This is a genomic window from Streptomyces sp. TN58 (genome assembly GCF_001941845.1).
Classification (GTDB): domain Bacteria; phylum Actinomycetota; class Actinomycetes; order Streptomycetales; family Streptomycetaceae; genus Streptomyces.
Window position 1 is genome coordinate 4,694,056 of record NZ_CP018870.1, and the last position, 26,668, is coordinate 4,720,723.

General features: G+C 70.6%; 27 protein-coding genes and 1 pseudogene. 11 read left to right on the forward strand and 17 right to left on the reverse strand.

Annotation, left to right across the window (positions count from 1 at the left end):
• Window positions 1-218 precede the first annotated feature (218 nt).
• Window positions 219-2,495, forward strand: a complete 2,277-nt coding sequence (locus BSL84_RS21475; protein WP_075970943.1) for a transglycosylase domain-containing protein — start codon at window positions 219-221, stop codon at window positions 2,493-2,495.
• 79 nt (window positions 2,496-2,574) lie between these two features.
• Here the strand turns inward: BSL84_RS21475 and BSL84_RS21480 are convergent, their stop codons facing one another.
• The 3 genes from BSL84_RS21480 to BSL84_RS21490 form a co-directional block, all read right to left on the reverse strand.
• On the reverse strand, window positions 2,575-4,833 hold the full coding sequence (locus tag BSL84_RS21480) for a SpoIIE family protein phosphatase (protein WP_107484824.1): 2,259 nt from the start codon (window positions 4,831-4,833) through the stop codon (window positions 2,575-2,577).
• A 249-nt stretch (window positions 4,834-5,082) separates the two neighbouring features.
• Window positions 5,083-5,802: a DUF402 domain-containing protein gene (locus BSL84_RS21485; protein ID WP_075970944.1), complete on the reverse strand. Its 720-nt coding sequence runs from the start codon at window positions 5,800-5,802 to the stop codon at window positions 5,083-5,085.
• 113 nt (window positions 5,803-5,915) lie between these two features.
• Window positions 5,916-7,319, reverse strand: coding sequence for a class II fumarate hydratase (locus BSL84_RS21490; protein WP_075970945.1), 1,404 nt, complete (start codon window positions 7,317-7,319; stop codon window positions 5,916-5,918).
• A gap of 107 nt (window positions 7,320-7,426) precedes the next feature.
• Here BSL84_RS21490 and BSL84_RS21495 point away from each other — a divergent pair, with 107 nt between their 5' ends.
• The gene (locus BSL84_RS21495; protein ID WP_045321747.1) at window positions 7,427-8,953 is read left to right on the forward strand and encodes a ricin-type beta-trefoil lectin domain protein; all 1,527 of its coding nucleotides are present in this window, start codon (window positions 7,427-7,429) and stop codon (window positions 8,951-8,953) included.
• 96 nt (window positions 8,954-9,049) lie between these two features.
• Here BSL84_RS21495 and BSL84_RS21500 read toward each other — a convergent pair whose 3' ends face one another.
• On the reverse strand, window positions 9,050-9,817 hold the full coding sequence (locus BSL84_RS21500; RefSeq protein ID WP_075970946.1) for a glycerophosphodiester phosphodiesterase: 768 nt from the start codon (window positions 9,815-9,817) through the stop codon (window positions 9,050-9,052).
• A 53-nt stretch (window positions 9,818-9,870) separates the two neighbouring features.
• Here BSL84_RS21500 and BSL84_RS21505 point away from each other — a divergent pair, with 53 nt between their 5' ends.
• The gene (locus BSL84_RS21505) at window positions 9,871-10,320 is read left to right on the forward strand and encodes a hypothetical protein (protein WP_045321749.1); all 450 of its coding nucleotides are present in this window, start codon (window positions 9,871-9,873) and stop codon (window positions 10,318-10,320) included.
• On the opposite strand, the gene BSL84_RS21510 is transcribed toward BSL84_RS21505, so the two are convergent.
• From BSL84_RS21510 to BSL84_RS21550, 7 genes are all read right to left on the reverse strand, one after another.
• Window positions 10,283-10,888, reverse strand: a complete 606-nt coding sequence (locus BSL84_RS21510) for a hypothetical protein (protein ID WP_045321750.1) — start codon at window positions 10,886-10,888, stop codon at window positions 10,283-10,285. The two genes, BSL84_RS21505 and BSL84_RS21510, sit on opposite strands and share 38 nt — an antisense overlap.
• Before the next feature lie 180 nt (window positions 10,889-11,068).
• Entirely contained in the window at window positions 11,069-11,497 is a 429-nt protein-coding gene (locus BSL84_RS21515) for a hypothetical protein (protein ID WP_075970947.1), read from the reverse strand.
• Window positions 11,498-11,598: 101 nt separating this feature from the next.
• Window positions 11,599-12,039, reverse strand: coding sequence for a glycine-rich domain-containing protein (locus BSL84_RS21520; protein WP_199816136.1), 441 nt, complete (start codon window positions 12,037-12,039; stop codon window positions 11,599-11,601).
• 549 nt (window positions 12,040-12,588) lie between these two features.
• Entirely contained in the window at window positions 12,589-13,419 is an 831-nt protein-coding gene (locus BSL84_RS21535) for a helix-turn-helix domain-containing protein (protein WP_075970948.1), read from the reverse strand.
• On the reverse strand, window positions 13,416-13,934 hold the full coding sequence (locus tag BSL84_RS21540; RefSeq protein ID WP_075970949.1) for a DUF6879 family protein: 519 nt from the start codon (window positions 13,932-13,934) through the stop codon (window positions 13,416-13,418). Before BSL84_RS21540 ends, BSL84_RS21535 begins: the two co-directional genes overlap by 4 nt.
• Window positions 13,924-14,121: a hypothetical protein gene (locus BSL84_RS21545; protein ID WP_045321755.1), complete on the reverse strand. Its 198-nt coding sequence runs from the start codon at window positions 14,119-14,121 to the stop codon at window positions 13,924-13,926. Before BSL84_RS21545 ends, BSL84_RS21540 begins: the two co-directional genes overlap by 11 nt.
• Before the next feature lie 202 nt (window positions 14,122-14,323).
• Window positions 14,324-15,991 (reverse strand): fumarate hydratase, encoded by a 1,668-nt coding sequence (locus BSL84_RS21550; protein ID WP_075970950.1) that lies wholly within the window; start codon window positions 15,989-15,991, stop codon window positions 14,324-14,326.
• Between the two features lie 147 nt (window positions 15,992-16,138).
• On the opposite strand from BSL84_RS21550, the gene BSL84_RS21555 reads away from it, so the two are divergent.
• Window positions 16,139-16,813, forward strand: coding sequence for a DUF1707 SHOCT-like domain-containing protein (locus tag BSL84_RS21555; RefSeq protein WP_030027923.1), 675 nt, complete (start codon window positions 16,139-16,141; stop codon window positions 16,811-16,813).
• Window positions 16,814-16,969: 156 nt separating this feature from the next.
• Window positions 16,970-17,386: a WhiB family transcriptional regulator gene (locus BSL84_RS21560; RefSeq protein ID WP_376506848.1), complete on the forward strand. Its 417-nt coding sequence runs from the start codon at window positions 16,970-16,972 to the stop codon at window positions 17,384-17,386.
• Window positions 17,387-17,531: 145 nt separating this feature from the next.
• Here BSL84_RS21560 and glpX read toward each other — a convergent pair whose 3' ends face one another.
• Window positions 17,532-18,563 carry a class II fructose-bisphosphatase gene (gene glpX / locus BSL84_RS21565; RefSeq protein WP_030029065.1) on the reverse strand — a complete coding sequence of 344 codons (1,032 nt, stop codon included), beginning with the start codon at window positions 18,561-18,563 and terminating at the stop codon, window positions 17,532-17,534.
• A 279-nt stretch (window positions 18,564-18,842) separates the two neighbouring features.
• Here glpX and BSL84_RS21570 point away from each other — a divergent pair, with 279 nt between their 5' ends.
• Window positions 18,843-19,361, forward strand: coding sequence for a DUF4245 domain-containing protein (locus BSL84_RS21570; protein ID WP_030029066.1), 519 nt, complete (start codon window positions 18,843-18,845; stop codon window positions 19,359-19,361).
• 118 nt (window positions 19,362-19,479) lie between these two features.
• On the opposite strand, the gene BSL84_RS21575 is transcribed toward BSL84_RS21570, so the two are convergent.
• The 3 genes from BSL84_RS21575 to xseA form a co-directional block, all read right to left on the reverse strand.
• Window positions 19,480-20,070 (reverse strand): malonic semialdehyde reductase, encoded by a 591-nt coding sequence (locus BSL84_RS21575; RefSeq protein WP_030029068.1) that lies wholly within the window; start codon window positions 20,068-20,070, stop codon window positions 19,480-19,482.
• Between the two features lie 130 nt (window positions 20,071-20,200).
• Complete coding sequence (locus tag BSL84_RS21580) at window positions 20,201-20,419, reverse strand: exodeoxyribonuclease VII small subunit (protein ID WP_030029069.1); 219 nt, start codon at window positions 20,417-20,419, stop codon at window positions 20,201-20,203.
• A 54-nt stretch (window positions 20,420-20,473) separates the two neighbouring features.
• Window positions 20,474-21,796 (reverse strand): exodeoxyribonuclease VII large subunit, encoded by a 1,323-nt coding sequence (gene xseA / locus BSL84_RS21585; protein ID WP_075970952.1) that lies wholly within the window; start codon window positions 21,794-21,796, stop codon window positions 20,474-20,476.
• Window positions 21,797-22,044: 248 nt separating this feature from the next.
• On the opposite strand from xseA, the gene BSL84_RS21590 reads away from it, so the two are divergent.
• From BSL84_RS21590 to ppgK, 3 genes are all read left to right on the forward strand, one after another.
• A complete protein-coding gene (locus tag BSL84_RS21590) occupies window positions 22,045-22,260 on the forward strand; it encodes a hypothetical protein (protein ID WP_234308377.1) in 216 nt (71 codons plus the stop codon).
• A 130-nt stretch (window positions 22,261-22,390) separates the two neighbouring features.
• Window positions 22,391-23,395, forward strand: a complete 1,005-nt coding sequence (locus tag BSL84_RS21595) for a 4-hydroxy-3-methylbut-2-enyl diphosphate reductase (protein WP_030029073.1) — start codon at window positions 22,391-22,393, stop codon at window positions 23,393-23,395.
• Between the two features lie 21 nt (window positions 23,396-23,416).
• On the forward strand, window positions 23,417-24,166 hold the full coding sequence (gene ppgK / locus BSL84_RS21600; protein ID WP_045321769.1) for a polyphosphate--glucose phosphotransferase: 750 nt from the start codon (window positions 23,417-23,419) through the stop codon (window positions 24,164-24,166).
• Window positions 24,167-24,227: 61 nt separating this feature from the next.
• On the opposite strand, the gene BSL84_RS21605 is transcribed toward ppgK, so the two are convergent.
• The gene (locus tag BSL84_RS21605; RefSeq protein WP_045321770.1) at window positions 24,228-24,635 is read right to left on the reverse strand and encodes a DUF6542 domain-containing protein; all 408 of its coding nucleotides are present in this window, start codon (window positions 24,633-24,635) and stop codon (window positions 24,228-24,230) included.
• Window positions 24,636-24,899: 264 nt separating this feature from the next.
• Here BSL84_RS21605 and ychF point away from each other — a divergent pair, with 264 nt between their 5' ends.
• Window positions 24,900-25,988, forward strand: a complete 1,089-nt coding sequence (gene ychF, locus BSL84_RS21610; RefSeq protein WP_030025957.1) for a redox-regulated ATPase YchF — start codon at window positions 24,900-24,902, stop codon at window positions 25,986-25,988.
• Between the two features lie 84 nt (window positions 25,989-26,072).
• Here the strand turns inward: ychF and BSL84_RS21615 are convergent.
• Window positions 26,073-26,171, reverse strand: a pseudogene (locus BSL84_RS21615) (type II toxin-antitoxin system RelE family toxin); the annotation flags it as partial.
• A gap of 86 nt (window positions 26,172-26,257) precedes the next feature.
• Between BSL84_RS21615 and BSL84_RS37805 the strand changes: the two are divergent.
• Window positions 26,258-26,542, forward strand: a complete 285-nt coding sequence (locus tag BSL84_RS37805; protein ID WP_075970953.1) for a CbrC family protein — start codon at window positions 26,258-26,260, stop codon at window positions 26,540-26,542.
• Window positions 26,543-26,668: the final 126 nt, after the last annotated feature.

The window sequence follows — 26,668 nt, forward strand, 5'->3', positions numbered from 1 at the left end:
CTCTGCACGCGACCGATCGGGTCGCCTAGCAAAGTGATATCACTTTTTTGCGCAATGGCAACCCATCCGCTTATCTGAGCGTCGGTTCCTGTGATGTGGGTGCTGATTCTCACGTCCGAAATGACCGGAATTGGTCCGGATTAGCCAAAGTTTGTCACAGCCTGCGGTGTTAGCTTTCTGAGTTGACGTCGGGGGGGTAATCGAGCGGAGCGGGAGCGATGGGCCGAGCAGAAGTGCGTAAGGCGCAGCAGCGCGGTGCGCGGCGGGCGCCGAGCGGACGCGCGAAGGGCGCCGAAGGGAGCGGGGGTACCGGCAAACGCGCCGGCATACGCCGCTTCTTCACCTGGAAGAAGATCCTGGGCACGTTCTTCGGAATGATCCTGCTCCTCATGGCCGCGGCGGTCGCCCTCTACTTCTCGGTGGACGAACCCACCGACCCGAACAAGCAGGCGACCCTCCAGAGCAACACCTACCGGTGGTCCGACGGCTCGATCATGGCGCGCACCGGCGAGATGAACCGCGAGATCGTCAGCATCGACAAGATCCCGCCGGAGGTCCGCACGGCGTTCATCGCCATCGAGAACAAGTCCTTCTACCAGGACGACGGCATCGACGTGATGGGCGTGGCCCGCGGCCTGTTCAACACGGTCCGCGGCAAGGGCACGGCCGGCGGCTCCACGATCACCCAGCAGTACGTCAAGAACTACTACCTGACGCAGGACCAGTCGCCCACGCGCAAGCTCAGGGAGCTGGTGATCGCCCTCAAGGTCGACCAGCGCATGGAGAAGAACGACATCCTCGTCGGCTACCTGAACACCAACTTCTACGGCCGCAACGCCTACGGCATCCAGGCCGCGGCCCAGGCCTTCTACGGCGTCGACGCCGGACAGCTCACGCTGGAGCAGGGCGCCTACCTGGCCGCCGTCATCCAGGCCCCCAGCCAGTACGACCTGGCGACCGCCGGCCCGAACGGCAGGCGGCTGGTCAACATCCGCTTCAACGCCGTCCTCGACAACATGGTCGAGATGGGCGAGCTGGACGAGGCCAAGCGCAAGACGATGACCCTGCCGGAACCCATCAAGCCCAAGCCCCGCCCCGGCATGGACGGCCAGAAGGGCTACCTGGTCCAGGCCGCCAACGACGAGCTGAACAAGCAGAACATCACCGACGCCATGATCACGGCGGGCGGCTGGAACATCACGCTCAACGTCGACAAGGCCAAGCAGGCGGCGCTGGAGAAGGCCGTCCAGGACGAGCTGGAGTCCAAGCTCGACCGCAAGGACACCAAGGGCCGGCCGCAGGACCAGAGCGTCCAGGCCGGAGCCACCTCCGTGGACCCGAAGACCGGCGCCATCGTCGCGATGTACGGCGGTGTGGGCCTGGAGCAGAAGTCGGCGAGCAACGCCCTGCGCACCGACTACCAGCCCGGCTCGACCTTCAAGCCGATCGTGCTCGCCTCCGCCCTGGAGAACGCCTCCAACACCCAGGACGGCAAGCCGATCACCCCGAACGCCCTCTACGACGGCACGAGCAAGCGCCCGGTCGTCGGCAGCAAGATCCCGTTCGCCCCGCAGAACCAGGACAACACGAACTACGGCAACCCGATGATGACGGTCCAGGAGGCGACCAACTTCTCGGTGAACTCCGTCTACGCGCAGATGATCGTGGACGTGAAGCCGCCCAACGTGAAGAAGACGGCCCTGGAGCTCGGCATGCAGGACCGCGAGGGCTGGCCGGAGGACAAGCCGGCCATGGCCCTCGGCACCATGAGCGCGAACACCGTGGAGATGGCCGGCGTCTACGCCACCTTCGACAACCACGGCAAGAAGGTCACGCCGACCATCATCAAGAAGGCCGAGCACAAGGACCGCGAGTTCACCCCCCAGGAGGGCGTGGGCAGCCAGGCCATCAGCCGCAAGACCGCCGACACCGTCACCAAGGTGCTCCAGGGCGTCGTCGAGGACGAGGGCGGCTCCGGCAACAAGGTCCGCAGCAGCGCCTACGAGGCGGGCGGCAAGACCGGCACCACCGAGTCCAACGTGGCGGCCTGGTTCACCGGCTACACCCCCGAGCTGGTCACCGTCGTCGCGATGTTCGGCGAGGACCCCAACAGCCACAGCCAGGTCACCCTGACCGGTACCGCCGGCCTCGGCCGCGCGGGTGGCTCCAGCTTCCCCGCCTCCATCTGGAGGGCGTACACCCTGGCCGCCCTCAAGGGTGCGAACACCGGCAAGTTCCAGCTGACCGAGGCCGACATGGGCGCCGTGCAGGCGCCCTCCCGCAGCACCTCGCCGTCGGCCTCGGCGAGCCCGTCCTCCAGCCCGCCGGCCGCCACCACCAGCCCGACGCAGTCCCCGACGACGTCGCCGACGCCCACCGCGACCAAGACGGGCCCGACGCCCAGCGGTACGACGTCCCCGACGCCCACCGCCACCAAGACCGGCGGCCCCAAGCCGCCGGACCCGCCGATCCTGGGTGAGCACACCGGGAACTGAACACAAGAGCGCCGCCCCGCAGCCGACTCGGCTGCGGGGCGGCGCTCTTTCGTACGACCGCGGGCCGCCGGACGGGCGGTCAGCGCCGCTCGCCGACCCCCGTCAGCGGCAGTTCGAACCAGACGACCTTTCCGCTGCTGAGCCGGGTCGCACCCCACCGGCGGGCCAGCCGGTTGACCAGGAACAGGCCGCGGCCGCCCTCGTCGGTGTCCCGTGCCCGGCGCTGGCGGGGCAGCTGCGGGGAGTCGTCCCCGACCTCGCAGCGCAGCACGTCCGTACGCAGCAGACGCAGCGTCACGGGCCGCTCCGCGTACCGGACGGCATTGGTGACCACCTCGCTGACCAGCAGCTCCAGCGAGTCGCTCAGCTCCTCCAGGCCCCACCGCGTCAGCGCGCGCCGGGCGAAGCGCCGGGCCCGGCCCGGAGCGGTCTCCTCCGGGTCCAGGAACCAGTAGGCGACGTCACTGGGCGCGATGCCGTCGAACCGGGCCGCGAGCAGGGCGATGTCGTCGTCCCGGTCCCCCGGCCCCAGCATGTCCAGCACGTCGTCGCACAGGGCCTCCAGCGGCGGCGGATGGTCCAGCCCGGTCAACTGCGCGGTCGTGGCCAGCCGCTCGCGCAGCTGCTCGATGCCCGTCCACACGTCCCGCAGGCGCGACTCCACCAGGCCGTCCGTGTACAGCAGCAGCGTCGCCCCGGCGGGCGCGTCCAGCTCCACGGCCTCGAAGTCCACCCCGCCCACACCGATCGGCGCCCCGGGCGGTACGCGCAGCACCTCGGCCCGCCCGCCCAGGTGCAGCAGCACCGGCGGCGGATGCCCGGCGTTGGCGATGGTGATCCGGTGCGCGACCGGGTCGTAGACGGCGTACATGCACGTGGCCATGCGGTCCGAGCCGAGCCGCTGCGCCTGCTCGTCCAGGTGGTGCAGCACCTCGGCGGGGGGCAGGTCCAGCTGCGCCAGCGTCTGGGCGGTGGTCCGCAGCTGTCCCATGATCGCGGCGGAGGTCATGGAGTGGCCCATCACGTCCCCCACGACGAGCGCGACCCGGCTGCCCGGCAGCGGTATGGCGTCGTACCAGTCGCCGCCGACCCGGGCCGTCTCGGCCGCCGGCAGGTAGCGGGAGGCGAGGCGCACCCCCGTGGGCTGCGGCAGGCTGTCGGGCAGCATGGTGCGCTGGAGCTCGTCGGCGATGTACGCCTCGCGGCCGTAGAGGACCGCCTTGTCGATGCCGAGCGCGGTGTGGGTCGCCAACTGGGCGGCGACCAGCAGGTCGTTCTGCTCGAAGGCGGGACGCTCCGGGCTGCGCAGGAACACCGCCGCGCCGATCACCCGGCGCCGGCCCCGCAGCGGCGCCAGGACCGCCCGGTTGCCGCGCGGCAGCGGATGCTCGCCGCCGAGCAGTTCGGGCAGCGCCGCCCGCGCGCCGGCCGAGGACGCGAAGACGGGCCGTACGCCGCGCAGCACCTCGGCGAGCGCGCCGCCCGGCCGGATCTCGCACAGCTCGGCCGCGGGCAGGTCACCCTGCGGGCCGACCAGCGGCAGCTGGCTGAAGTCGAGCTCGCCGGCGGCCCCCGCGGCCCCGGCGAGGTCCATGCCCGCGCCGATGGTGCTGCTGATGTCGGTCAGGTCGTCGATCGGCCGGAGCCGGTCGGTGCGGCGCAGCCTTAAAACGACCGGGCCGACCGGCCGCTCGTCACCGACCGGCAGCGGGTCGCGGAGGTAGACGAGGATGGCGTCGGAGAAGGTCGGGACGGTGGCCCGGCACAGGCCGAGCACGATCTCGTCGAGGTCGATGCCGCGGGCGATCCGCCGGGTCGCGGCGCCGACGAACCGCAGCCGGTCCCCCTCGCGGCGCGCCGCGGTCGCCTCCGGGCCGCCCCCGCCCTGGAAGCCCGGTACGCCGCTCCCCGCGGCGGTGGTGGGAGGCCGGCCGGCCACCGCGCCGCGGGCGGCGTCGTAGGAGTCGTAGGCGTCGTAGGGGTCCGCCGGGTCCACGGTGTCCGCGGTGTCCCGGGGACGGGCGTTGTCGTGGTCCTGGCCCGGGCCGGAACCGGCGGGGCCGGAGCCTGCGGCGGCGGGCACCTCCGCGGACGCCGCTCCGCGCGGCCGGGGGAGCCCCGAGGCCGCGCCCGCCGCCGAGCGCGCCGCCCGTATGTCGGAAGCCGCCGCTGCGGCCGCCGCGCCCGGCTCGGCCGGCGCGCCCGTACCGGCGCCCGCGGCATGCGTGCGCACGGCCTCGGTGGCGGCGATGGGCGCCTTGCCGTGGCCGGCCTCGTCCGAACCTCCGCCGGAGGCGACGGGCGGCGGTCCCTCCTGGGAGGTGGGGTACTCCGTCACGCGTGGAATTCCGTCCGTTTGCGCTCGATGTGCGCTGCACTCAACTCGGTCAGTCGCGGTATACCCGCTCAGCGGCCCGGGCACCATCGCCCAGAGGTTCCTCGCTCGAACTTCCTCGTGTGTCGACCTCCGGTCAGATCCCGTGCGCAGAACGACACTTGCCGGTGTGCGGTCCGCTCGCACCGTCCCGCGCGCGCGACCTCGCGGAGGACGATCCTACGTTTGAACCCCGGGGGCGCATCAAGGGTCTCATGAGGTCATGTGCGCAGGGGTGCGGTCCCAGTCCTCGGGCAGGGCCGGAATCCCCCAGGCCGGATCCGGCCGCCAGTCCTGCCAGCCGGCGGAGAAGGGAACGCCCCACGCCTCGATCAGCGCGACGGCCGCCCGACCGGCCTCCCGTACCCGCCGTGCCTGCTCACGGCCCATCAGACCGGACCGCTGGGCCTCGGCGAACTCGTCCTCGTCCAGCCACTTCCAACTGCGGTCGGGGTAGACGGCGATGTCCAGGAAGTGGTCCTCGGAATCGACGCCGCCGGCCCATCTCGTCCGTGGCTCCTCCAGGTTGACGTACCAGTTCTTGAACTGCCAGCCCGCTCCCCAGAACAGCCACACCGACCACGGGTCCCCGGGCCGGGCCAGCTTCAGGACGCCGCCGCCGAACCAGCGCGAGCGTACGGTGGTGCGCGGCGCGGTGTAGCGGGTGGCCAGCGGCTCCTGGTGGACGGGGGTGCCGTCGGCGAGCACCGGCTTGACGCATTCGGTGCCGGGGGCCATCCACACGGCGAGCATCTCGTCCGTGTCCTGCACCACCGTCACCGGGCGGCAGATGTGCACCGCGCCCTTCAGTCCCGGGGCGTGGTCGCGGTAGCGCCAGAGGATCTGGTCCCCGGGCGCCCAGCGCGTCCCGCGCGCGGGGCTCGGCGGCGCGTCCGGCCCCCGGCCGTTCCCGGGCTTGAAAGTACCTGTCATGCGCAGATCTTAGGGCGGGGGCCCGTACGCCCGCTGCGGTGCAGGTCACGAGGCGATTCGGGGACGGTGGACGACCGGAAACGGCCCCCGCCCGGGGGGTGGCGGAGGCGCGGTCAGGGGCGTGTCATGCGCAGGACGTCCAGGGCCTCGTCGAGCTGCTCCAGGGTGAGGGCGCCGCGCTCCACGTAGCCGGACTCCAGGACGACCTCCCTGATCGTCTTGCGCTCGGCGAGGGACCTCTTGGCCACCTTCGCGGCCTCCTCGTAGCCGATGTAGCGGTTGAGCGGGGTCACCACGGAGGGCGAGGACTCGGCGTACTCCCTGGCCCGGGCCTCGTCGGCGGTGATCCCGTCGACCGTGCGGTCGGCGAGGAGCCGGCTCGCGCCGGCCAGCAGCCGGATCGATTCGAGGAGGTTCCTGGCCATCACCGGGAGCATGACGTTGAGTTCGAAGTTCCCGGCGGCGCCAGCCACGGCGACGGTGGCGTCGTTCCCCATGACCTGCGCGGCGACCATCAGGACGGCCTCCGGGACCACCGGATTGACCTTCCCGGGCATGATCGAGGAGCCGGGCTGGAGGTCCGGGAGGCTGATTTCGGCCAATCCCGTCCGCGGCCCGGAGGCCATCCAGCGCAGGTCGTTGCAGATCTTCGTGAGCGAGACGGCGATCGTACGGAGCATGCCCGAGGTCTCCACCAGCGCGTCGCGGGCGCCCTGGGCCTCGAAGTGGTCGCGCGCCTCGGTCAGCGGCAGGCCGGTGGCGACCGCCACCTCGGCGATCACGGCGGCCGAGAAGCCGGCCGGGGTGTTGATCCCGGTGCCCACCGCCGTGCCGCCCAGCGGGAGTTCGGCCAGGCGCGGCAGGGACGAGCGCAGCCGCTCGACGCCGTAGCGGATCTGCGCCGCGTATCCGCCGAACTCCTGGCCGAGGGTGACGGGCGTGGCGTCCATCAGGTGGGTCCGGCCGGCCTTGACCACCCGGTCGAACTCGGCCGCCTTGCGCTCCAGCGCGGCGGCCAGGTGCTCCAGGGCAGGCACCAGGTCGTTGGCGACGGCGGCGGTGGCGGCGATGTGGATGGACGACGGGAAGACGTCGTTGGAGCTCTGCGAGGCGTTGACGTGGTCGTTGGGGTGCACGTCCCGGCCGAGGCGCTCGGCGGCCAGGGTGGCGATCACCTCGTTGGCGTTCATGTTGGACGAGGTCCCCGACCCGGTCTGGAAGACGTCCACGGGGAAGTGGTCGTCCCAGCGGCCGTCCGCCACCTCCCCGGCCGCGGCTCCGATCGCGTCGGCGACGTCCTGGTCGACGACGCCGAGGCGGGCGTTGACGGCGGCGGCCGCGGCCTTGATCCGGGCGAGGGCCTCGATGTGGGCGCGCTCCAGCCGCTGTCCCGAGAGGGGGAAGTTCTCCACGGCGCGCTGGGTCTGCGCCCGCCACTTGGCGTGCGCGGGCACCCGTACGTCGCCCATGGAGTCGCGCTCGGTCCGGAACGCCTGGTCCTTCTGATTGTCTGTCATGTGTGCTGCCTCCTCGAAAAGTTGAGCAATCCTCTTGTTGGAAGTGTTCCCAACTCCCCCACCGGCCAGTAAATACCGTGGGTAACACCCATATTCGGGAGGCGTCCATGGCACGTGCCCGTACGAGACCCACCCTCAGATCTACCGCCGCCGCCGCCGCGGCGATCGCGGCCGCCCTCGGCGGCGTCACCGCCGTCACCCCCATGGCCCAGGCGGCCCCCACCGCCGGCGTCGTCACCACCCTCCCGCCCGAGCTGGAGGCGATCCGCGCCGCCGAATCCGTCGAGATCTACGGCGACCCCGCCGTGCGCCCGCAGGCCGAGCGCAGGACCGGCCTGATCTCGCTGGGCGACAGCGAGATCTCGGGCGAGGGCGTCGGCACCTACGACCCGGCCACCAACACCCCCGACAACCAGTGCCACCGCTCGCCGGACGCGGCGATCCACCGCACCGGCATCGCGGCCGACCTCACCTTCAACGTCGCCTGCTCCGGCGCCCACACCGGAAACATCAGGATCGGCGGCAGCAGGCAGTACGCCGACGAACTGGTGCAGAGCGACAACCTGGCGATCAAGGCCCGCAACACCAGGATCAAGATGGTCCTGCTGGTCGCCGGAGCCAACGACGACCTGCAGTTCGGCCCGGTCATGACCGACTGCGTGACCCGGTGGGTGCTCAGCCAGGGCACCTGCCAGCCCACGTACGCACCCGGATGGCAGGCCCGCGTCGACGGCCTCAGACCCAAGGTCGAGGCCACGGTCGCCGACCTCAGGACCGTCATGCGCGACGCCGGCTACGCCGACGCCGACTACCGGCTCGTCGTCATGGGCTACCCCAGCCCCATCGGCCCCGACTTCCACGACAACCCGAACTTCCCCGGGAAGCTGCCCGGAGGCTGTGCGGGCTACGACTCCGACGCCACCTGGGGCCGCGACCACGCGGTACCCGCCTTCGAGAAGGGCATACGCGCGGCCGCCCTGGCCTCCGGCGCGGTCTACCTCGACAACTCCCGGCTCTTCCACGGCCACGAGGTGTGCATGGAGGACACCTGGGCCCGCGGCCTCTACCTGGACCTCGGCGACCACTTCCCCTGGGACGAGAACACCGCCCGGCAGTCCTTCCACCCCAACCGCCGCGGCCACGGCGCCTTCGCGTCCTGCCTGACCCAGCTGTACGCGTCGGGCCTGCGCGAGGCGTCCTGCGCCGACCCCGCGAGCACCGGTACGCCCGTACTCCACGCCGGGGCCTGGGACGACGGGTTCAAGCCGCTCAGGAACGAGGCCACCGGCAACTGCCTCGACTCCTTCGGCGGCTCCAGCGCCAACGAGACCAGAATCGTGGGCTGGGACTGCCACGGCGGCCGCAACCAGGGCTGGTGGTACGACAGCACCCGAAAGTCCGTCCACATCGAACTGACCCACGACCGCTGCCTCGACGCCCCAGGCGCCGACTACCGCCCCGGCACCGGCCTGATCATCTGGAACTGCCACGGCGGCGCCAACCAGCGGTTCGTCCGCGACGGCGCCACCCTGCGCCCCGCCGCCGCCCCGGGCATGTGCCTGACCGTGGCCGCCGCCCACGACCCGCTGCGCCTCCAGACCTGCAACGGATCGCCGAACCAGCGCTTCGCGTAAACCGCCCGCTCCACCCGACTGATCCCCCCACGCCCGGCCGGCGCACCCCGGCCGGGTGCCTCCACGAGCGGCACCCACCAGGGGACACCGCACCGCCTACAGCGCCTCCAGCTGGGCGCGCACCTCGCGCGGCCGGTTGGTGATCAGGGTGTCCACGCCGAGCCGCACGCACAGCTCCACGTCCTCAGGCTCGTCCACCGTCCACACCCGCACCCGCAGCCCCTTCGCCTTCAGCCGGCCCACCAGCCCCGGATCCTGGCGCACCAGGTCGATACCCGGCCCGGCGTGCCCCGCGAACGGCGGCCGGGCGGGCCGCAGCCGCCGCTCGATCAGGTAGACCGCCGGCAGGCCCGGCGCCAGCCGGTTCAGCCGGACCAGGGCGTTGCGGGAGAAGCTCATCACCTCGACCAGGCCCGCCGAACCGTCGGCCAGGCCGTGGTCCTTCAGCACCCGCACCAGCTCGGCCTCCAGCCGGCCGCCGGCACGGGTGGGGTGCTTCGTCTCGACCGCCAGCCCCACGGGCCGCCCGGCGGTCAGCGCCTCCTTCAGCAGCTCCTCGAAGAGCAGCACGCGCGCCCCGCGGTGCTCCTCGCCCTTCCAGCCGCCGAAGTCCAGGGCGGACAGCTCCTCGTACGTCATCTCCGACACCACCCCGCGCCCGTCGGACGTCCGCTCCACGCGCCGGTCGTGCACACAGACCAGCTTGTGGTCGGCGGTGAGCCGCACATCGCATTCGAGGGCGTCGGCACCGTCCGCGATGGCCTGCCGGTAGGCGGCGAGCGTGTGTTCGGGATGCTCGTGGGACGCCCCGCGATGGGCGACGACCCGGACGGCGCGGTCGGTACGGAGCTGCGTGTGCGTCATGCCCCCGACGTTATCCGCATGCGCCCGGCGCCCCGGTACCGCATCCTGCACGGATGGCGGAACAGCAGACGTACGGACGGACGCACTGCGGCCCCTGCGAGGAGTGCGTCGAGGAGGAGTGGCAGCTCGTCCGGGAGGACGGCGAGCTGGGCTGGGAGGGGTACCAGCACTGCCCGCGGTACGAGGTGTACGCCTGCGACCGGGGCCGGGGCATCCCGCCGCCATGGGTCCGGGAGCGCGTCCTCGCCCGGGAGGGAGCCGTACACCTGGCGGTCGGCGGGCCCGACGGGATCCCGATCGCGCTGCTGCGCCGGGTGTACGGGCTGAGCATCGCCGAGGTACTCGCCGCACGGACGGCGGGGTACCGGGCCACCCCCGTTGAGGCCCGGTACCTGACAGCTGCGGCAAGGGCGGCCGCTCCCACTTCGGCAACGGCTACGTATGCGGCTACGGCTACGGCTACGGCTACGACTGCGGGCGGGGGGCCAGCTGGGCCGGGGTGACCTTGAAGCCGCCCCTGGTGACCTCGGTGAACGGCGCCGGGGCCATGCAGGTGCCGACCGTCGGCTCGGCGACCGACCCGTCCGGCTTCGCGTCGACGTTCACGATCCCCCACGAGAAGCCGACGCGGTCGGGCGCGCCGCGCTCGCCGTCCTGGACGCTCAGCCCGATCCGCTTGCCCTCCCAGCCGACGTTCGAGCTCGTGACCACCGCGGTGATCGTGGCCGTCCGGCCGCCCGTCACCATGCAGTCCACCTCGGCCTCGGCGACGCCGGTGAAGCCCTGGTCCGGCATCGCGTGGTAGACGGTCACCCGGCCGCGCGCGTCCGTCGGCAGGCCGTGCTCCAGGTTCTGCCCCTTCAGCGGCCTGCTCCACGGCACCGACTCGGCGTCGACCGTGAAGCGGATGTCGTGCGAGGCGGGCACGTACGGATAGTGCACCGTGCCACCCCCGCGCACCGAGGCGGCCTTCGGCGCGGCAGGCGCCGCGGGGGCCGGGGCGGCCGCCACCAAGGTGCCCAACAGGGCGGCGGACCCGGCGACGGCCAGGGCGCGCGTACGGTTCTTCATCGTGAACTCCCATGTCCAAAAAGGCTGTTCGGCTACACGAACAGCCTCGCCGCGCCGCGCCCCCGACTCCATCTGCCGATCGGCGGAAACCGCCTGGGGGCCTCTGCCATTCGGCAGAGGCCCCCAGGACGGGCACCGGGAGGTACGAGAACGCCGGCTCCGGAGCCGGACAACGGACGGTCAGACGGTGTAGATGGCAGGACGCCGTGCCACCTGGCCCGGCGTTAGCCCTTCCACCGTCAGGTTTCCCGTCCAGAGCTGGTCACGGTTGGCGTACGTCGACTCGAACCGGACGCGCTTTCCACCTGGCTCCAGCTTCCATCCCTGTTCCTGGAACTGCGTGATGCGGTCGCTGCCGCACACGAATGCCCGGGTGGCCTGAGTGAGTACCCATTGAGCCAGCTCGGTCTCGCCGGCTGTGGGGCGCCCGCAGTGGCGGGCCATCTGCCACAGGCGCGGCCATTCGGCCCCGGGAGTCAGCGGGCCGACGACGGCCACGTCTCCGATCCGCCGTAGGTCCAGGTGGTGCGTGGCGTACCCGAAGACCACGCCGAACATGGCGAATACGGTGACTCTGCTGATCCCGGCCAGACCCTCGTCAGATGCCATGGGCGGTACCTTTGCTCAGGGTAGGACCCGGGTACCTTCGACGTGCCCGGGTCCTACTTCGTACGAGCGGATCACGACGTGATCCGTGTCCTGGGAGCGGATCAGCAGCCGTCGCCGTCGCCGCAGCAGGCCGGCTGGTTGCACTCGGCTGCGGTGCCCCACAGCCGGGCGTCGACCTCGAACCCGGCGGCCCTGACACGGTCGGCCACGGACACCATGAGTCCGCGCGTCAGCACCACGGAGTTCGGGGAGTGGTGGACGAAGAAGCCGAACTGCTCCTGACACCAGGCGGCGTACTCCTGCGTGTGGAGCATGAACGAGTGCCAGCCGGGATCCACCCGCTCACTGGGCGCCAGGTCGAACGCCTTCTGGCTGCCCAGGACGTACACGAACGCGATGGCCTGGTCCATCACGCGGTCGGCCACGACCCGCTCAAGGCCGTACTCGTCCGCGCAGAACGCGGCCAGCCTCTCGAACAACCCGGGGCTCACAAGGTCCCTCCCGTGCCGTGAGGCGACGGGGCTTCCGACCATGGTCGTCATCGTGTGACTCCTCCTGTCGTTGGGCGTCTTGCTGCCCGCCCCCGTCGGGGCGGGAGTTTGTGTCAGGCCGTAGCGACCCGATGAACGAGGGCGATGTCCTCGAACCCCCGTAGGAAGCGGCCGTGTCCGGCGTTCAGGCCCGTATGCGTCATGCACTGTCGGTCCACCTCGGCCACGTCCGCGCCGGGAGCGGCAGCCCAGCCACAATCCGCGTGCAGGCAACTCGCAACGACGGTGGGCGTGGTCTCGGGGTCTCTGAAGATCCGGTGTTCTGCCCGCCGGATGACTGAACGCGTCATCGGCGCGACCCGTCCGAATCAACGCACCGGGTGTGCCAGTAGGCCACCTTCGGCGGGCCGTCCTTCCCGGCGAGCATCCCGCGCCGGGCGAGCTGGTGAAGGGGGATGGGCATGTTGCACGACGGGCACGTCTCGCGCTTTTTCGTGTAGGTCGCGTACTCGAACGTGTCTGTCGTGGTCGCCACTGTGCACCCCTTCACCACTGTCTCCGGGAATCGGCAACCATCGTGGCCGGGTGCGACGTGGGGTTCTAGCCGGTTTCCTGTTCCCGCAAGAACTCTTCCCGGATCGCCTCAAGTAGCGAACGCATGGAATCGCCGGAAAGCGCGAGTGAGGTGAACCCCTCGAACTTGCGCACATACAGTGCAACATCCCTGGCGTCGGTCACGACGATTTCCGCGTGCACGGTCTCGACGGTAACCGTCCGATCATCTCGGATGACGAAGGCATGATTGGCTATGTCCTCTTGGCGTGCGGACAAGGGGACGACGCGAATATCTATGTTCGGCAGGCGGGATAGGAAGAGGATCCTGTCAATCTGCTCTGCCATTCTTGCGGCTGACACGATGCGCCACCGCAGTACGGGCTCAGTGATAACAAACTGCAGCCGCTTGGCTGAATCGTAAAGCGCTTGCTGCCGCTCGATCCGGGCACTGATGGTCCGAGTAAGCGTGTCCTCGGCGAGGCTATGACGAGAGAGAATTGCGCGGACGTATTCGGGGGTCTGTAGGAGCCCGGGGACCAAGGCCGGCTGGAAGAGTCGCAGCAGCTTCATTTCCGCCTCTAGCGCCCGCATCTGTTGCTGAGCTTTATGCAGGCCCATTCGGCGGACGAGGCGCCAAGCTGTGGTTTCCGTTGCCGCCGCTCTGACTGCCTCTAGGTACTCTGCCCTGACCGCGTCCGAAACTCCGATCGCCGTGAGGATGCGTTCAACGTCAGCGGCAGAGGGGGCAACCTTAGCCGTCTCGATCTTGCTCAGCTTGCTTGCAGACATGACAGCGCTGCGGGCGACGGCTTTAGCCTCCTTACCGGAGGCTTGCCTGAGCGCCCGCAGCGCGGCCCCTAGCTCTGCTCTGTTCACTCCCCGTACTTCGCCCACCATTCGGGGAACGGCACAGCGTGCGCCAAAGCCTTACCCCTGTACGCCCGAAACTTCGCCGCCTGCTCATCGGGAAGCACGTCTGCACCGACGAATGACCCATCTGGCGTGTAGTTCATCACTGCCGGTGTAACGCCATCGAAGAGCCAAAATTCGGGGGCCCCTTGCAGGGGGTTGCTCTTCCCTGTGGTGTCAAGGATGAAGAATTCTTCTCCGCCCGTCATGTTCTTTTGGTAGCCCCAGCCCAGTTCGAACCGCAGATACGGCGTTAGCGGCCGAGAGAGAACGTGAACGCGATACACGCGTTTGCCCTTGTTGGTGTGGGAGCGGAGTTCGGCCACCCACTCGGCGTTATAGTCAGTCGGCTGGGGCATTCCGGCGAGGTAAGCCTGATAGGCGTCCACGTTTCCCGACTTGCTGTAATCATCCAGCGTCTCAAGACGGAAGGCTTCGTGCTGGAAGGTGTCGAACAGTTCCCCCAGAGTCCTAGGCGCCACGAATCCCCTTCCGGATGAGGTCGAAGATCAGCTGCTCCGGGATTTCGACCACGGTTTCGTGAGAGGGAATGTCGAGCCCGTGATCTGCCGGGGTCTGTCCCTGAACCAGCAGCGTGCCCCTGTCGGTCGCGTAGATCGTCGGGCAGTCCTTGAGGTCACATGTGCTGACGAGCTTGGTCACCTTCACGGGGTTCCCCTCCTAGGCGCTGCGTCGCGTTGTCCTGACCGATGCTTCCGACCAACTCACCTGAGGCGCAAGGGGTTCGAGTTTCCAAGACGGGAAACCGGCGCCACTCACGCCGAGTGCCCACTGCGGCCAACCGCGCTGTGGCCAACGCCAGAGCCCCCGGCGCTTGGCGCCGGGGGCTCTCCGGGAGCGGGGAGTGCCGTTACGCCAGGCCGGGGCCGCGGACCGGGATGTGGGTGAACGTCGGCTCCGGAGCCGGGTTCTGGAAGAAGTCGTTGCCCTTGTCGTCGACGACGATGAAGGCCGGGAAGTCCTCGACCTCGATCTTCCAGACCGCCTCCATGCCGAGCTCCTCGTACTCCAGGACCTCGACCTTCTTGATGCAGTCCTGCGCCAGGCGGGCCGCCGGGCCGCCGATCGAGCCCAGGTAGAAGCCGCCGTGCGCGGCGCACGCGTCCGTGACCTGCTGCGAGCGGTTGCCCTTGGCCAGCATGACCTTGGAGCCGCCCGCCGCCTGGAACTGCTCGACGTAGGAGTCCATGCGGCCGGCCGTGGTCGGGCCGAAGGAGCCCGACGCGTAGCCTTCCGGGGTCTTCGCGGGCCCGGCGTAGTACACCGGGTGGTCCTTCAGGTACTGCGGCATCTCCGCGCCCGAGTCCAGCAGCTCCTTGATCTTGGCGTGCGCGATGTCGCGCGCCACGACAAGCGGGCCGGTCAGCGACAGGCGGGTCTTGACCGGGTGCTTGGTCAGGGTCGCCAGGATCTCGTCCATCGGCTGGTTCAGGTCGATGGAGACGACGTCCGAGGAGTCGGAGAGGTGCTCGTCCGTGGTGTCGGGCAGGAAGCGGGCCGGGTCGCGCTCCAGCTGCTCCAGGAAGACGCCCTCGGCGGTGATCTTCGCGGTCGCCTGGCGGTCCGCCGAGCAGGACACGGCGATCGCGACGGGCAGGGAGGCGCCGTGGCGCGGCAGGCGCACCACACGGACGTCGTGGCAGAAGTACTTGCCGCCGAACTGCGCGCCGATGCCGATCTTCTGCGTCAGCTCGAAGACCTGCTGCTCCAGCGCCTCGTCACGGAAGCCGTGGCCCAGCGGGGAGCCCTCGCGCGGCAGCTCGTCCAGGTAGTGGGCGGAGGCGTACTTCGCGGTCTTGAGCGCGTGCTCGGCGGAGGTGCCGCCGACGACGATCGCCAGGTGGTAGGGCGGGCACGCCGCCGTACCGAGCGAGCGGATCTTCTCCTCCAGGAACTTCATCATGGAGGCCTCGTTGAGGACCGCCTTGGTCTCCTGGTAGAGGAAGGACTTGTTGGCCGAGCCGCCGCCCTTGGCCATGAAGAGGAACTTGTACGCGCCGCCGTCGGTCGCGTACAGCTCGATCTGCGCGGGCAGGTTCGAGCCGGTGTTCTTCTCCTCCCACATGGTGATCGGCGCCATCTGCGAGTAGCGCAGGTTCAGGCGGGTGTACGCGTCGTAGATGCCGCGGGAGAGGGCCGCCTCGTCACCGCCCTCGGTGAGCACGTTCTGGCCGCGCTTGCCCATGACGATCGCCGTACCCGTGTCCTGGCACATCGGCAGGACGCCGGCCGCCGCGATGTTCGCGTTCTTCAGCAGGTCCAGGGCCACGAACTTGTCGTTCGAGCTGGCCTCCGGGTCGTCGATGATGCGGCGGAGCTGCGCCAGGTGCGCGGGGCGCAGGAAGTGCTGGATGTCGTGGATGGCCTCCTCGGCGAGCTTGCGCAGCGCCTCGGGGTCGACCTTGAGGAACGTACGGCCGTCCGCCTCGAAGGTGGACACGCCCTCGGCGGTCACCAGCCGGTAGGGGGTGGTGTCCTCGCCCAGGGGCAGCAGGTCGGTGTACGCGAACTCCGGCATTGGGGCCATTCCTCACTCGGCAGACAGCACTGACGACCAATTTGGCAGCGCAGTCCACCAGCGTAGGACCTCCGGCCGGGCGTGTGTCTGTGAGGTAAGGCTCACTCGGTAGTATCGCGATCTATCGTGTCTCGCTATGCTGGCGTCGTGGACCTGGAAAAGCACCCCGCCGCCCCTGCCCCCGCGCCCGGCCCCGCGCCTTCCGGGCTGCGCGCCTCCGACGCCGACCGGGACCGGATCGCGCAGATCCTGGGCGACGCCGTCGCCGAAGGCAGGCTGACCGCCGAGGAGCACTCCGAGCGCCTGGACACGCTGTACGCCGTCAAGACGGTCGGTGAGCTGGAAGTGCTCGTACGGGATCTGCCCGCGCCCGGCGGCGCCCATGCCCCGTCCGCGTACGCCTCCCCGTACGCGGGGGCCGTGGGTCCGGCCGCCGAGACCATCGTCGCCGTGTGCAGCAGCTCCAGCCGCAAGGGCCGCTGGCGGCCGGGCGCGCACACCCGGGCGGTCTCGGTCATGGGCGACATCACCATCGACCTCACCCAGGCGGTCTTCGAGCAGCAGGTCACCGAGGTCAACGTGACCAGCGTCCTCGGCAACGTCGAGATCCTGGTCCCGGAGAACGTCACCCTGCGCGGCTACGGCAGCGGGGTCCTCGGCAACTTCGACGTGCGCGGCGAGAGCCGCGGGCAGACCGACCCGCTGGCGCCCGTGGTGATCGTCCGGGGGTTCTCGCTGCTCGGCAACATCGAGGCGCGGCCCAAGCCGGGTGCCCGCCTGGTCGACCTGGCGCGCAGGCTGCGCAAGAACCTCGACACGTAGGACGGGCGGCCGACGGGCGGGGCGCAACCGGATGCGGAGGGTCGCGTTTCGGACGAACCCCGGGCGCCCCGTGGCACACAGTGCATAGGGGCGCGTACAGCGGGTAGGGACAGGTGCGTCGTCTCTCGCTCACGTATACGTCGTCAGGAGTAGACCGTGCCGCATCCGCCGCATCAGTCCCTGCAGGTAGCCGCCGTGAAGAGCCTTCAGGGTCCTGGGGCACGCCCGTCGGCCGCCGTGCCGATCCCGCGGGTGCCGGCCAGGGCGGCGGAGGACGGGCCATGGCACGCGGAGGCGGTGTGCCGCCGGGACGAGGCGGGACTGTTCTTCGCGCCGTCCAAGGAGCCGACGGCCGCCCGGCTCTCCCGCGAGGAGGCCGCGAAGCGCGTCTGCGCCCGCTGCCCCGTGATGGTCGCCTGCCGCGAGCACGCGCTGCTGCAGCCCGAGCCGTACGGCGTCTGGGGCGGCCTCACCGCCGCCGAGCGCCGCGTGGTGCTGGCGCGGATGCGGCGCAGGTCCGCCGAGCTGCGGCAGGCCGCCCCCGGGCCGGGATCCATAGCCGCGGCGGGCTGAGCCGGCCTCCGCACCGGCGCCGCAGGCCCCGGTCCGCGTCGCGAGCCGCGCAGCGAGCCGCGCAGCGAGTTGCGTCGCGGACACGCGAGAGGGGCGGTCACCCCCGCACAGGGTGACCGCCCCTCTCGCGTTGTGCCCCCGCCTCCTACTGGGCGCGGTCGAAGTCGATCGCGCTGTACGCGCGCAGCTTCGACAGGCGGTGCGTGGAGTCGATCTTCCGGATCGTGCCGGACTTGGAACGCATGACCAGCGAGGACGTCGTCGCGGTCTCGGAGCGGTAGTGCACGCCGCGCAGCAGCTCGCCGTCCGTGATGCCGGTGGCGACGAAGAAGACGTTGTCGCCCGAGACCAGGTCGGTGGTGGTGAGGACCCGGTCCAGGTCGTGGCCCGCGTCGAGGGCCTTCTGACGCTCGGCGTCGTCCTTCGGCCACAGCTTGCCCTGGATGACACCGCCCAGGCACTTGATGGCGCAGGCCGAGATGATGCCCTCGGGGGTGCCGCCGATGCCCAGGAGCAGGTCCACGCCGGTGCCCTCGCGGGCGGCCATGATGGAGCCGGCCACGTCGCCGTCGGAGATGAACTTGATGCGTGCACCGGTCTCGCGGATCTCCCGGACGATGCCCTCGTGGCGGGGGCGGTCCAGGATGACGACCGTGACGTCCTCGGCGGCCATGCCCTTGGCCTTGGCGACCCGGCGGATGTTCACCGAGACCGGGGCGTTGATGTCGACGAAGTCGGCGGCCTCGGGGCCGGTGACCAGCTTGTCCATGTAGAAGACGGCGGACGGGTCGAACATCGTGCCGCGGTCGGCGGCCGCCAGGACGGCGATGGCGTTCGGCATGCCCTTGGCGTTCAGGGTGGTGCCGTCGATCGGGTCGACGGCGATGTCGACCTCGGCGCCGGTGCCGTCGCCGACCTGCTCCCCGTTGAAGAGCATCGGGGCTTCGTCCTTCTCGCCCTCGCCGATGACGACGACGCCGTTCATCGAGACGGTGGAGATCAGGGTCCTCATCGCGTTGACCGCGGCGCCGTCCGCGCCGATCTTGTCGCCACGGCCGACCCACCGGCCGGCGGCCATTGCGGCCGCCTCGGTGACCCGTACGAGTTCGAGCGCGAGATTGCGGTCGGGGGCCTCCGGGGAGACTTCGAGCTGGGGCGGCAGGTTGTGCTCGGTCATCGGAGCGCACCTTTCTGTACGGCGACGGCCGGGAAGTGAGGGTGCTGGAACTCTATCGGTACGTCGACATATTGAGCAGGGCGGGTCACGTATGAGCGGAATATCGGTCAGTCCATTGTCCTGAGCGGACGCCTTGCGCACCCGTGCCAGGGCTCGCCGGGGCTCGCGGGGGGCTCGTCGAGCCCGTCGGGGGAGTCAAGGGTGCGCCGTGCGGCGCGTCCGCGCGACCCCGGCGGTGATCGCGGCCCGGCGATGCGGGACGATGGTGCCGTGGCAGGTATGAAAGGCAAGCAGACGATCTGGGACATGGTCCGGTCGCTGGCGGTGATCGGAGTGGTCGTCGCCGGGATCTACGTCTTCGTCCCGCATGACGACAAGGCCGATCCCACGCGCACGGTCGACTACCGGGTGGAGACCATCACGGCCCGCCGCGCGGCCCCGTACCCGGTGGCCGCCCCCGTGGGCCTGCCGGAGCAGTGGCGGGCGACCTCGGTGACGTACGAGCGCAAGAAGGCCGACGCCTGGCACCTGGGCTTCCTCGACCCGGAGCAGCAGTACGCGGCGGTCGAGCAGTCCAGCGACACCTCCGCCAAGTACCTCGAACGGGTCACCAGGAACGCCAAGGCGTCCGGGCAGACGCAGCAGGTCGGCGACGCGCCCTGGGAGCGCTGGGAGGGCGAGAAGTACGACGCCCTCGTGCGCCGGGAGCAGGGTCACGTCACGGTGGTGACCGGCACGGCCTCCTTCGAGCAGCTCGGCACGCTGGCGGCGGCGCTGGAGTTCAAGCAGGGCCGGTAGGCCGGCGGCGCCGGCCGCGACCGGCCATGCAGCGCGAGAAGGGCCGTGCGCCCCGGGACACCGGGGCGCACGGCCCTTCTCGCGTGCCGCGGCCCCACGGGCCGCGGTTCGGTCCTGCTCAGACGGTGGTGATGACCTCGTCGATCGACAGGCGGGGGGAGCGCGGGAACCAGGCGTCCTCGCCCGGCTTGCCGATGTTGACGACCATGATCGGCGTGTGGTCGTCGTCCAGGAACTCCTTCTGGATGCCCGCGAAGTCGGCGCCGGTCATCGGACCCGCGGCCAGACCGGCGGCGCGGACGCCGAGGATGAAGTACGCGGCCTGCAGCGAAGCGTTGACCAGCGAGGACTGCTCACGGGCCGGGCGCTCGGCGAAGAAGAGGTCCTTGGCCTGCGGGAAGTGCGGCAGCAGCTGCGGCAGCTCCTCGTGGAACTCGTTGTCCGCGGAGAGGATCGCGACCAGCGGCGCGGCCAGCGTCTTGGCCTGGTTGCCCTCGGCCATGTGCTGCACCAGGCGCTCACGGGCCTCGGCGGAGCGGACCAGCGTGATGCGCAGCGGCGTGCCGTTGAAAGCGGTGGGGCCGTACTTCACCAGGTCGTAGATCGCCTGGACCTGCTCCTCGGTCACCGGCTCGTCGGAGAACGAGTTGGCGGTGCGGGCCTCGCGGAACAGCAGGTCCTGGGCGGCGGAGTCGAGTACGAGAGACATCGGAAAGCCTTCTTCCATGCAGAGGTGAAGCGATGTCCCCGACTCTACGGCCGATTTAGATTAACTTTCAACTAAACGGGGGTGGTGGTGACCGGGATCACTCCACAGTCACTCCCCGGTCACGCCCGGGTCACTCCTCCCCGGCGGCTTCGCGCGCCGCCAGCGCGGAGTCCAGCCGGGCCCGGGCCCCTTCCAGCCAGTGCCGGCAGACCTTCGCAAGCTCCTCGCCGCGCTCCCACAGCGCGAGGGACTCCTCCAGCGAGGTCCCCCCGGCTTCGAGCTTGCGGACCACCTCGATCAGCTCGTCGCGGGCCTGCTCGTACCCCAGCGCCGTCTCGGCCTCTGTCATTCCCTTTTCCACCCTAGGTTCGTAGTGCGACCACATGATTGCGGCAGCGTGTCGTCAGTCCGAAGCGGTCGGCTCGCCCGATGCGGTCGGCTCGCCCGATGCGGTGCCGTGCGGGACGGCGTCGTGAGGGACGGTGCCGTCCGCGCCGGCGCCGCCATCGGAGGCCCCCTCCGCAGCCACTTCCACGGTGAACGAGCCCTCCGCCACCCTCGCGCGCAGCACCTCCCGTGCCGACACCTCCTGCGGCGAGCGCACCACGTGCCCGTCCGCCCGCTGCAGTACGGCGTAACCGCGCTCCAGCGTCGCGGCCGGCGACAGCGCCACCACCCTCGCCAGGGTGTGGGCCAGCTCCGAGTCCGCCCGGTCCAGCAGGTGCCCCAGCGTGCGCCTGCTGCGTGCCAGCAGCGCCTCCAGCTCGTCCTCCCGCATCTCCACCATGCGCTGCGGATGGACGAAGACCGGCCGGGCCAGGGCGTGCGCGAGCCCCCGCTCCTCCCGGTCGAGCAGCGAGCTCACCGCCCGCAGCCCCCGGCCCTGCAGCTGGCGTACGCGCTCCAGCTCCTCGCCGACGTCCGGGACCACCTTCTTCGCCGCGTCCGTGGGCGTGGACGCCCGCAGGTCCGCGACCAGATCCAGCAGCGGCGAGTCCGGCTCGTGTCCGATCGCCGAGACCACCGGGGTGCGGGCGGCCGCGACGACGCGCACGACCTCCTCGTCGGAGAAGGGCAGCAGGTCCTCCACACTGCCGCCGCCGCGCGCCACGATGATCACGTCGACCTCGTCCATGGCGTCGAGTTCCTTGACCGCCCGGACCACCTGCGGCACGGCGTGCACGCCCTGGACGGCGACGTTGCGCACCTCGAAGCGGACCGCCGGCCAGCGGCGCCGGGCGTTCTCCAGGACGTCGCGCTCGGCCGCCGAGGCCCGGCCGACCACCAGCCCGATCAGCTGCGGCAGGAAAGGCAGCGGCTTCTTGCGCTCCAGCGCGAAGAGCCCCTCGGAGGCCAGGGACCGCTTCAGCCGCTCCAGCCGGGCCAGGAGCTCGCCGATGCCGACCGGCCGTATCTCCGTCGCCCGCAGCGACAGCTGCCCGCGCGGGGCGTACCACTCGGGCTTGGCCAGCAGAACGACCCGCGCGCCCTCCAAGACGACGTCCGCGACCTCGTCGTAGACCTGGCGGAAGCAGGTCACGCTGACCGAGATGTCATGCGAGGGGTCGCGCAGCGTCAGGAAGACCACCCCCGCCCCCGGCCGCCGCGAGAGCTGCGTGATCTGCCCCTCGACCCACACCTGGCCCAGGCGCTCGATCCAGCCCCCGATGAGCCGGGACACCTGGCCCACCGGCAACGGCGCCTCGGCCGACGTATTCAGACCCATGCACGCAGGCTATCCGGAGCCGCTGACAGCGTCTCAGGCTCCGTGCCGATGTCCGGAGAAGTCCTCTCGCGTGGCGGGCAACCGCCGTTGACGATCTTGTAAAGCGCTGCATAGTCTGCCCGGCACCCGAAGCCGACAGGCAGGCTTCCGGCAGCGCGAGAGGTTGCGGAGTGAACGGCTTAACGGTCCTGCCAACAGTCCTGCCAACAGTCCTGGCGTCGGCCGCCGCGGGCGGCGCCCTGTACCTCGTGACCGACTCGGCCGTGCGCCGGCTCAACCGGTCCGCGTCGCGCGGCGTCAGGCTCACGGGCCTCGTGGCGGTCGGCGTGGTCCTGTGCGCGGTCATCGCGACAGCCGCGTTCGCGAGCCGGAGCGCCGTACTCGGGTTCCTCGCCGGCGCCCTCCTGACACCGCCCGTCCACCGGCGCATCCTGCGACGACGCGGCAGGCGGTTCAGCGGTTAGGGGGTGTCCGGCGGATCAGGGTCGGGCCCTGGCCCGCTCATGCACCCTGGCCCCCTGGCCCTTGCCCGGGCCTTTCGGTCCGTCCGTCTGCCGTACGGGCGACGTCCGGCCTGCCCGCGCCCCCCGTACGATGGGGCACATGACTGCTCCTGCCCCTGCGCCCGCTTCCCGCCGTGTCCTGCTCGCCGCGCCCCGCGGCTACTGCGCGGGCGTGGACCGAGCCGTGATCGCCGTCGAGAAAGCCCTTGAGCAGTACGGGGCGCCGGTGTATGTCCGCCACGAGATCGTGCACAACAAGTACGTCGTCCAGACCCTGGAGAAGAAGGGCGCCATCTTCGTCGAGCGGACGGAGGAGGTGCCCGAGGGCAACATCGTGATGTTCTCCGCCCACGGCGTCGCCCCGGTCGTCCACGAGGAGGCGGCGCGCGGCAAGCTCGCGACGATCGACGCGACCTGCCCGCTGGTCACCAAGGTCCACAAGGAAGCCATCCGGTACGCCAACGAGGACTTCGACATCCTCCTCATCGGCCACGAGGGCCACGAGGAGGTCATCGGCACCTCCGGCGAGGCCCCCGACCACATCACCATCGTCGACGGCCCCCACGACGTGGACAAGGTCACCGTCCGCGACGAGTCCAAGGTCGTCTGGCTCTCGCAGACCACCCTGTCGGTCGACGAGACCATGGAGACGGTCGACGCGCTGAAGACGAAGTTCCCGCTGCTCGTATCGCCGCCGAGCGACGACATCTGCTACGCCACCTCGAACCGGCAGGCCGCCGTCAAGGTGATGGGCGCGGACTCCGACCTGGTCATCGTCGTCGGCTCGAAGAACTCCTCGAACTCCATCCGGCTGGTCGAGGTCGCCAAGGACGCCGGCGCGAAGGCCGCGTACCTCGTGGACTTCGCGAGCGAGATCGACGAGGCCTGGCTGGACGGCGTCACCACCGTCGGCCTCACCTCGGGCGCCTCGGTGCCGGAGGTCCTGGTCGAGGAGGTGCTGGAGTGGCTGGCCGCGCGCGGCTACGCGGACGTGGAGATCGTCAAGACGGCGGAGGAGTCCATCACCTTCTCCCTGCCCAAGGAGCTCCGCCGCGACCTGCGCTCCGAGGCCGCGGAACTGGTCGCAGACAAGTAACTCGTTTCGTACCGTATGTCCATGCAGATCTTCGGCGTGGACATCGGCGGATCCGGGATCAAGGGCGCTCCCGTGGACCTGGAGCGCGGCGACCTGGCGCAGGAGCGCCACAAAGTACTGACACCGCAGCCGGCCACCCCCGACGGGGTGGCCGGCTGCGTCGTCGAGGTGGTGCGCCACTTCGACTGGGACGGCCCGGTGGGGGTGACCTTCCCGGGCGTGGTCACGGGCGGGGTCACCCGCACGGCGGCCAACATGGACAAGTCCTGGATCGGCGTGGACACGGCCGCGCTGCTCTCGCGCGGCCTCGGCGGCCGGCCGGTGACGGTGCTGAACGACGCGGACGCGGCGGGCGTCGCGGAGATGACGTACGGCGCAGGCCGCGGGCGGGACGGCACGGTCCTCCTGCTCACGCTGGGCACGGGCATCGGCAGCGCCCTCTTCACGGACGGGCGGCTGGTGCCGAACACGGAGCTGGGCCACCTGGAGCTGAAGGGCCACGACGCGGAGACGCGGGCGTCGGTGAAGGCCAAGGAGGACGGGGACCTCACCTGGGAGCGCTGGGCGCACCGGCTGAGCAGGTACATGCGGCATGTGGAGATGCTGTTCTCGCCGGACCTGTTCATCATCGGCGGCGGCGTCAGCCGCAAGCCGGAGAAGTTCCTGCCGCTGATCGAGGGCGTAAGGGCCGAGATCGTCCCGGCCGGGCTGCAGAACAACGCGGGCATCGTCGGGGCGGCGATGGCGGCCAAGGGCAAGGCCAAGGGGTAGCCGGCGGCCTCCGGGGCGGGTGGCTGGCCCTACGGGGCCGGTGGACGCTACGGGGGACGCGTCAGGCTGCGCGGCGCGGGGCCGACGGGCGCCGGGGGAGGCGGCGCCGGCCGATGAGCACGGCCTTGCGCACCAGCGCGATCAGGGCCGCGACGAGCGTGCCCGCGTACAGCCAGCCCGCGTGCAGCGACAGTGCGGAGACCAGCCCCATCAGCTGACCGCCGAAGCCGCCGGAACCGCCCGAGATGGGCCACACCCCGGCGGCGAAGGCGATCGGGACGCCGATCGGCGCGGTGATCAGGTCCGCCGGACGCACCCAGAGCGCGGTGGCGGCGGCGACGGGCGGGAAGAGCAGCCCGTAGACGAAGAGCGAGGAGCTGAACAGCAGCCAGCAGATGCCGGCGACGAGCGCCATCGCGGTGCAGGCGAAAAGCCCGCCGCCCAGGCCCGTCAGCCGGGGGCGGGGCATGCGCACACGGCGTACGGGCGCCGGCCGGGCGGCGCCGCCCTGCGCGGGCACGCCCGCGGGCCGGGAACCCCTGCGCTGGGCCGGGGGTCGCTGCGGGTGAGGCGCCGGTCGCGTCCTGTATTGCTCCACCCCACCAAATTAGGCGGGAGGGCGGCCGGATCCGGGCCCGGACACGCGTACATCGACCGCCACTCATCGGAAAGTAAACTGTCCGGTGGCCCACTCCCGGGCCGCCGCCCCCTCCAGCTACGGGAAGTCGCCAACGTGTCGCTCACGATCGGAATCGTCGGCCTGCCGAATGTCGGCAAGTCGACCCTGTTCAACGCCCTGACCAAGAACGACGTGCTGGCGGCCAACTACCCGTTCGCCACCATCGAGCCGAACGTCGGCGTCGTCGGCGTCCCCGACGCGCGTCTGGCCGTCCTCGCGGGCATTTTCGGCTCGCAGCGGATCCTCCCGGCGACGGTCGACTTCGTCGACATCGCGGGCATCGTGCGCGGCGCGTCGGAGGGCGAGGGCCTGGGCAACAAGTTCCTCGCGAACATCCGCGAGTCCGACGCCATCTGCCAGGTCATCCGCGCCTTCAAGGACGAGAACGTCGTCCACGTCGACGGCAAGGTCTCGCCGAAGGACGACATCGAGACGATCAACACCGAGCTGATCCTCGCCGACCTCCAGTCCATCGAGAAGGCCGAGCCGCGCCTGACGAAGGAGTCCCGCCTCCAGAAGGACAAGGTCGCGGTCCTCGCGGCCGTCGTCGAGGCCAAGAAGATCCTCGAAGCCGGCGACACCCTCTTCTCGAAGGGCATCACGAAGGGCACGGAGCAGGGCGACCTCCTGCACGAGCTCCACCTGCTCACCACGAAGCCCTTCCTCTACGTCTTCAACGTGGACGAGGACGAGCTGACGGACGACGCCTTCAAGGCGGAGCAGAGCGCGCTCGTCGCCCCGGCGGAGGCCATCTTCCTCAACGCCAAGCTGGAGCAGGACCTTTCCGAGCTTGACGACGACGAGGCCCTGGAGCTCCTCCAGTCGGTCGGCCAGGACGAGCCCGGCCTCGCCACCCTCGGCCGCGTCGGCTTCGCCACGCTGGGCCTCCAGACCTACCTGACGGCCGGCCCGAAGGAAACCCGCGCCTGGACGATCAAGCAGGGTGCGACGGCCCCGGAGGCGGCCGGCGTCATCCACACCGACTTCCAGCGCGGCTTCATCAAGGCCGAGGTCATCTCCTTCGCGGACCTGGTCGACTGCGGCTCGGTGGCCGAAGCCCGCGCCAAGGGCAAGGCCCGCATGGAGGGCAAGGACTACGTCATGCAGGACGGCGACGTGGTCGAGTTCCGCTTCAACGTCTGATCGCCTCTCCAGATGCGGCCTGACCTGCGAGGATGCAGGTCAGGCCCTTCTGCTGTCCGCAACAGTCCGCAGAACCGGGAGCAGCTACGTGTCGTGGACCGTGGAGCGGTGTCCGACGTGTACGACCCACACCACCAGCTCCCCGTTGTCGATCGTGTAGACGACACGGTAGTCGCCGACCTGGGCGATGTCGGGTACGCGCGGCTCGACGCGATACGTGCCGTGAGACAGAGGAAGACCGCGCCGCAGCGGGCCGGGCGGCCTTCGCTATGACCCTCGGGCTCGGCTGCTGCGGCCGTGACCGCCTTCGGATCGAGGGCCGGGTGCAGTCCGGCAGGACGTGCCTCTGCTGCGGGAGGGCGCGGGGGTTCATCCACACCGGCCCGGTGTATGCGGTCGAGAAACTTTCCGGCCTGCTGTGCCCGTACTGCAGCGCGGCTGCGAAGTACGACGCACACTTCATCGGTGACCCGGTCGGGGACGATGTCCCTCTCCCACCGCCCAGCGAAGCCCGGTGTACACGTGTCGACGGGCGGCCGAACTGGTCGCGTTGACCGATGCTCGGGGGAACTGCGCAGCGAGGCCGGCGAGTGGGGGTGGTCTGCCGAGGCAGTGGAGAGCTACCTGGCTGCTCTGGACAAGGACAGTCAGCCTACGGGCTACCTCTTCATGTGGCGCAC

Excerpts from the sequence above, each read along its gene's own strand:
- BSL84_RS21475 (WP_075970943.1), top strand. The coding sequence starts at position 219 with ATGGGCCGAGCAGAAGTGCGTAAGGCGCAGCAGCGCGGTGCGCGGCGG.
- BSL84_RS21485 (WP_075970944.1), bottom strand. The coding sequence starts at position 5,802 with ATGACAGGTACTTTCAAGCCCGGGAACGGCCGGGGGCCGGACGCGCCG.
- BSL84_RS21490 (WP_075970945.1), bottom strand. The coding sequence starts at position 7,319 with ATGACAGACAATCAGAAGGACCAGGCGTTCCGGACCGAGCGCGACTCC.
- BSL84_RS21495 (WP_045321747.1), top strand. The coding sequence starts at position 7,427 with ATGGCACGTGCCCGTACGAGACCCACCCTCAGATCTACCGCCGCCGCC.
- BSL84_RS21500 (WP_075970946.1), bottom strand. The coding sequence starts at position 9,817 with ATGACGCACACGCAGCTCCGTACCGACCGCGCCGTCCGGGTCGTCGCC.
- BSL84_RS21505 (WP_045321749.1), top strand. The coding sequence starts at position 9,871 with ATGGCGGAACAGCAGACGTACGGACGGACGCACTGCGGCCCCTGCGAG.
- BSL84_RS21510 (WP_045321750.1), bottom strand. The coding sequence starts at position 10,888 with ATGAAGAACCGTACGCGCGCCCTGGCCGTCGCCGGGTCCGCCGCCCTG.
- BSL84_RS21515 (WP_075970947.1), bottom strand. The coding sequence starts at position 11,497 with ATGGCATCTGACGAGGGTCTGGCCGGGATCAGCAGAGTCACCGTATTC.
- BSL84_RS21520 (WP_199816136.1), bottom strand. The coding sequence starts at position 12,039 with ATGACGACCATGGTCGGAAGCCCCGTCGCCTCACGGCACGGGAGGGAC.
- BSL84_RS21550 (WP_075970950.1), bottom strand. The coding sequence starts at position 15,991 with ATGCCGGAGTTCGCGTACACCGACCTGCTGCCCCTGGGCGAGGACACC.
- glpX (WP_030029065.1), bottom strand. The coding sequence starts at position 18,563 with ATGACCGAGCACAACCTGCCGCCCCAGCTCGAAGTCTCCCCGGAGGCC.
- BSL84_RS21570 (WP_030029066.1), top strand. The coding sequence starts at position 18,843 with ATGAAAGGCAAGCAGACGATCTGGGACATGGTCCGGTCGCTGGCGGTG.
- BSL84_RS21575 (WP_030029068.1), bottom strand. The coding sequence starts at position 20,070 with ATGTCTCTCGTACTCGACTCCGCCGCCCAGGACCTGCTGTTCCGCGAG.
- BSL84_RS21580 (WP_030029069.1), bottom strand. The coding sequence starts at position 20,419 with ATGACAGAGGCCGAGACGGCGCTGGGGTACGAGCAGGCCCGCGACGAG.
- xseA (WP_075970952.1), bottom strand. The coding sequence starts at position 21,796 with ATGGGTCTGAATACGTCGGCCGAGGCGCCGTTGCCGGTGGGCCAGGTG.
- BSL84_RS21595 (WP_030029073.1), top strand. The coding sequence starts at position 22,391 with ATGGGGCACATGACTGCTCCTGCCCCTGCGCCCGCTTCCCGCCGTGTC.
- ppgK (WP_045321769.1), top strand. The coding sequence starts at position 23,417 with ATGCAGATCTTCGGCGTGGACATCGGCGGATCCGGGATCAAGGGCGCT.
- BSL84_RS21605 (WP_045321770.1), bottom strand. The coding sequence starts at position 24,635 with ATGCCCCGCCCCCGGCTGACGGGCCTGGGCGGCGGGCTTTTCGCCTGC.
- BSL84_RS37805 (WP_075970953.1), top strand. The coding sequence starts at position 26,258 with ATGACCCTCGGGCTCGGCTGCTGCGGCCGTGACCGCCTTCGGATCGAG.